Origin of the sequence: Caldicoprobacter algeriensis, assembly GCF_023838525.1 — a bacterium.
Lineage (GTDB): Bacteria > Bacillota > Clostridia > Caldicoprobacterales > Caldicoprobacteraceae > Caldicoprobacter > Caldicoprobacter algeriensis.
Genome location: NZ_JAHUQD010000034.1, coordinates 1 through 4,110, shown reverse-complemented (window position 1 = coordinate 4,110; position 4,110 = coordinate 1). Strand labels below are relative to the sequence as shown.

Below are 4,110 nucleotides of genomic sequence, written 5' to 3'. Positions count from 1 at the left end.
AGAGATAGCTTTATCGAACTCAAGGAGCCTGCTTTTTTCTTTTTGATCATAGGCAGATAGACGTTGTATAAGATGCTGTTGATAATCAGAATGAGATTGCCAGTTTCTTAACATGTGTAAAACCCCCAAAACGAAATAGAATTAGTGAATATAAAACTATTTTGGGGGAAAAAGCTTAAAAAATGAAGCTGTAATATAAGGAAATAGAGGGAAAAGTAGGTAATAATAGGGTGGATAGTAGCTGGGAATTTGTGTGTGAAAATCGTATAAAAAGTAGGGGTGAAGCTTAAAGGCTGAACCCTGAAACATATGAAAACAAAGCTCTCGGACTTTTCGAGAGCGTACTGATGTGTAATGAGGGGGAACTGCTCGAAAGGTTTGGAATACAAATTACGCCTATAACCATGTCTGAGTTTACAAATAGAGTATTGAAGCTTGAAGCGGATAATGACCCTGAAGTTCTTGATACGGTCAAATTTATGGAAGAAAACGTTGAAATATGTGTACCGACAGATGCGGTAAAAAGGATTGCTGCCTTAAAGGTTGCCATGAAGAGATATGCCATTGAATATGGTTGTAGCGCAGTAGCAATTCAATGTTGGAATTCGCTTCAAGATGTGCTTCATATCATGCCCTGTATGGCAAACTCTCTATTAACTGATGAAGGCATTCCGGTAGTATGTGAAACCGATATTCATGGTGCTATAACGGCCGTTATGGCTCAGGCTGCAGCAATGGGGAAAACCCCTCCATTTTTCGCGGATTGGACAGTAAGGCATCCAACAAATGATAACGGAGAACTCCTTCAGCACTGCGGACCGTGGCCGATATCACTTGCAAAAGAAGGTACAAAACCTAAACTAGGAAGACCATTTGCTTTTCCCGAACACTGTCCAGGTTCGGTACTGACAGAGATAAAGGGGGGAATAATATCACTCTTGAGATTTGATGGAGATAACGGTAATTACTCTATACTCCTTGGTACTGCAAAAGGTATAGAAGGTCCATATAATATAGGTACCTATCTGTGGATAGAGGTAGATAATTGGGTAAAACTTGAAGAGAAACTGGTAAAAGGCCCGTACGTACATCACTGTGTGGGAATACACGGGAATATACTCCCTGTAATATATGAAGCATGTAACTATATTCCCGGAGTAAAACCGGATTTTTATGATGAGGGCGCAGAAGAAAAAGTTCAGAAGTGGCTCAGAGGGGAAATATAACGGTAAATAATGAAAGCAAACAGGTGATGAATATGTATTTATTGGGTCTGGATGTAGGAACTACAGGAACCAAAGCAGTTGTATTTGATATTGATGGCAATATTAAAGGTTATGGGTTTCAGGAATATGATGTAATTTGCAAGAAGCCCGGATGGGCTGAACAGGGATCTGAAAAGGTATGGGAACTCACAAAATTGGTAATTAGACAAGCGGTAACAGAAAGCAGAGTCAGGGACATAAAAGCTCTCAGCCTTTCGGTGCAGGGAGATGCAATTATTCCGGTGGATAAAAACATCCACCCCCTGCACAATGCTCTTCTTGGGATGGACTACAGGTCTAAAGAGCAGGCTGATTTTTGTGCAAAACTGTTTGGAGAAAGAGAATTATTTGATATAACAGGCATGAGACCTCATCCCTTAAACTCACTGACAAAAATCCTTTGGTTCAAACAGGTTCTCCCTGATATTTATGCTAAAACTTACAAGTTTATGACTTATGCCGATTTCATACTCTCAAAACTTGGAGCGCAAGAGCCGGTAATAGACTATACTATGGCTTCACGAACGATGGCGTTTGATCTGCGTAGCAAGGAGTGGTCAAATAAAATTCTTGATACGTTAGATGTAGATATAAATCTTTTATCAAAAACTGTTCCTTCCGGGGAAATTGTGGGTGAGATTAAACCTGAGTTGGCTGATGAACTGGAACTTCCAAAAGGTGTGCTCCTTGTGACAGGAGGTCATGACCAGACCTGTGCTGCTTTGGGTGCTGGGGTTATTGAGGAAAATATAGCGATTGATTCCCATGGTACGGCCGAAGTAGTGTCTACAGCTTTCAACAAACCCATGCTGAATGATTTTATGTTTAACAGCTACTATCCGTGCTATTGCCATGTGAAACAAAATATGTATTTTACTTTTTCTCTTAACCACGTGGGAGGTCTATTGTTAAAATGGTACAGAGATAACCTTGGTTATGCTGAAGTTAGGGAAGCAGAAGAATTGGGTATAGATGCTTATCAACTGATGGACTCCAAAGTACCTAAAGGCCCCTCATCAGTTTTAATTCTTCCACATTTCAACGGAAGTGGTACACCGTGGTGCGATCTTGATTCAAAGGGTGCCATACTTGGGTTGACAATGGCAACTACAAGATATGATATTGTAAAGGGGATTCTTGATTCACTGACATATGAGTTGAGGATAAATATTGAAACAATGAAAGAGGCAGGAATAACAATAAATGAGTTAAGGGCAGTGGGAGGAGCGGCAAAGTCGTCTGTATGGTTGCAGATTAAAGCCGATATAACGGGGTGTAAGGTTGTTACTTTAAAAGTGAGGGAGGCTGCATGCCTTGGTGCTGCCATACTGGCTGGAACTGCCGCTGGGGGGTACTCTTCTGTTGATGAGGGTGTTAAGAGGACAGTTATGATCAGGGATGTTTATCAGCCAAATGAAAATATGTACAAACTTTATGATGAAAAGTATAATATATATAAAGACATTTATGGTGCTCTAAAGGAGATAAATAAAAGGTTGTAACATATAATAAACTGTGTTTACACAATAAATTTACCTGGGTGGTGTGATTATTGGCGATAAAGATCAGTGAAAAGAGTCTGGAAATGATTCCTCACAATTGCATAGTAAAGCTTCAAGCAATATATGATACCCTGAAAACAGCAGAGAAGAAGGTAGCAGATCTATTGCTTGAAAAGCCTGACTTTTTTGCCAATGCAACAATTGTCGAAGTTGCTGATGAGGCTGGATGTAGTGAAGCGACAATTGTCCATCTTGCAAGAAAACTTGGTTATAGTGGATACCATGAACTAAAATCTATTTTGATTGAAGGCAGGAAGGATAATCCTACTTATCTATATAAAGAAATTACTGAAGGGGATAGTTATGAACAGGTCATAAAGAAAGTATTTCGAGCTTCTATCCACGCACTCGAAGACACATTAAATGTTCTTGACATGGGAGAGTATAAAAGGGCCGTTGATGCAATATGCAATGCTCAAAAAATTGTATTATGCGGCGTGGGAGATGCTGCTACAGTTGCGCGTTCAGGATATCTAAAATTTTTTAGGATTGGTTTGAATGTACAGATGTCGGATGATCTTGATGTACAGTTAATGTCGGTTTCCCATCTAAGCAAGGGAGATGTCGTGATCGCCATTTCACATACGGGAAAAACCAAGAGTATACTGGAAGTGGTAAAGTACGCAAAGGCTGTTGGGGCGACAATAATATGCATAACAAATTATCCTGTATCCCCTCTTGCGAAGCATTCCGATATAGTACTTCTAACGGCTACATTTGCAGAACACGTAAAAGGTGAGGTAATATCCAAAAGGGTTGCTGAACTATGTATAATTGAAAGCTTATACGTGAATATACTTTTAAACCGTAAAGATAAGCTTGCAAAAAACCTTGATAAATCAAATTTGGCCTTGGAATTAAACAAAGTTTGAATGAGGTTATGTTAATGTATTTGGGGATAGGTTTATACACGTATATACAGGCAGCAGATAAGAATTTTCCGGATATTAATAATAAACTAAAGAAACTACAAGTAAATATAGTAATTTGCTAATTTATGAAAAAGGTAATAAATAGCTTAATGTACTGTGGTTTATTAAGTGTATATAACCATTTTAAACGATACCCTTATTAGTTCCCGTTGAAAAAGTCGGATAAGAAACGAAGATTTTATAAAACCTTTTGTAGTTCATTTTCACAAGACTTTGGGTGGACCTGTCACCGCCGGTGTATAATTGACCCAGGAGCAACGAAAAGGAATTGACCCACCCCCTGGCGAATTATCCCTCTGATTAATCCTACAAAGAATCGGAGGGAAATAAATGCTAGGGAGTGGATCTATT

3 protein-coding genes are annotated in these 4,110 nt (G+C 39.1%); all 3 read left to right on the top strand.

What is annotated here, in order from left to right; all coding sequences use genetic code 11:
- Nucleotides 1-404: 404 nt before the first annotated feature.
- Genes KVG29_RS12225 through KVG29_RS12215 form a run of 3 tightly spaced genes read left to right on the top strand, consistent with a single transcriptional unit; the run spans nt 405 to nt 3,699 of the window.
- Complete coding sequence (locus KVG29_RS12225) at nt 405-1,226, top strand: L-fucose/L-arabinose isomerase family protein (RefSeq protein WP_338084650.1); 822 nt, start codon at nt 405-407, stop codon at nt 1,224-1,226.
- On the top strand, nt 1,205-2,767 hold the full coding sequence (locus KVG29_RS12220; protein WP_252228704.1) for an FGGY-family carbohydrate kinase: 1,563 nt from the start codon (nt 1,205-1,207) through the stop codon (nt 2,765-2,767). Before KVG29_RS12225 ends, KVG29_RS12220 begins: the two co-directional genes overlap by 22 nt.
- A gap of 50 nt (nt 2,768-2,817) precedes the next feature.
- Nucleotides 2,818-3,699 (top strand): MurR/RpiR family transcriptional regulator, encoded by an 882-nt coding sequence (locus KVG29_RS12215; RefSeq protein ID WP_252228703.1) that lies wholly within the window; start codon nt 2,818-2,820, stop codon nt 3,697-3,699.
- Nucleotides 3,700-4,110 lie beyond the last annotated feature (411 nt).

Coding starts and splice junctions, on each gene's coding strand:
- KVG29_RS12225 (WP_338084650.1), top strand. CDS start 405: ATGTCTGAGTTTACAAATAGAGTATTGAAGCTTGAAGCGGATAATGAC.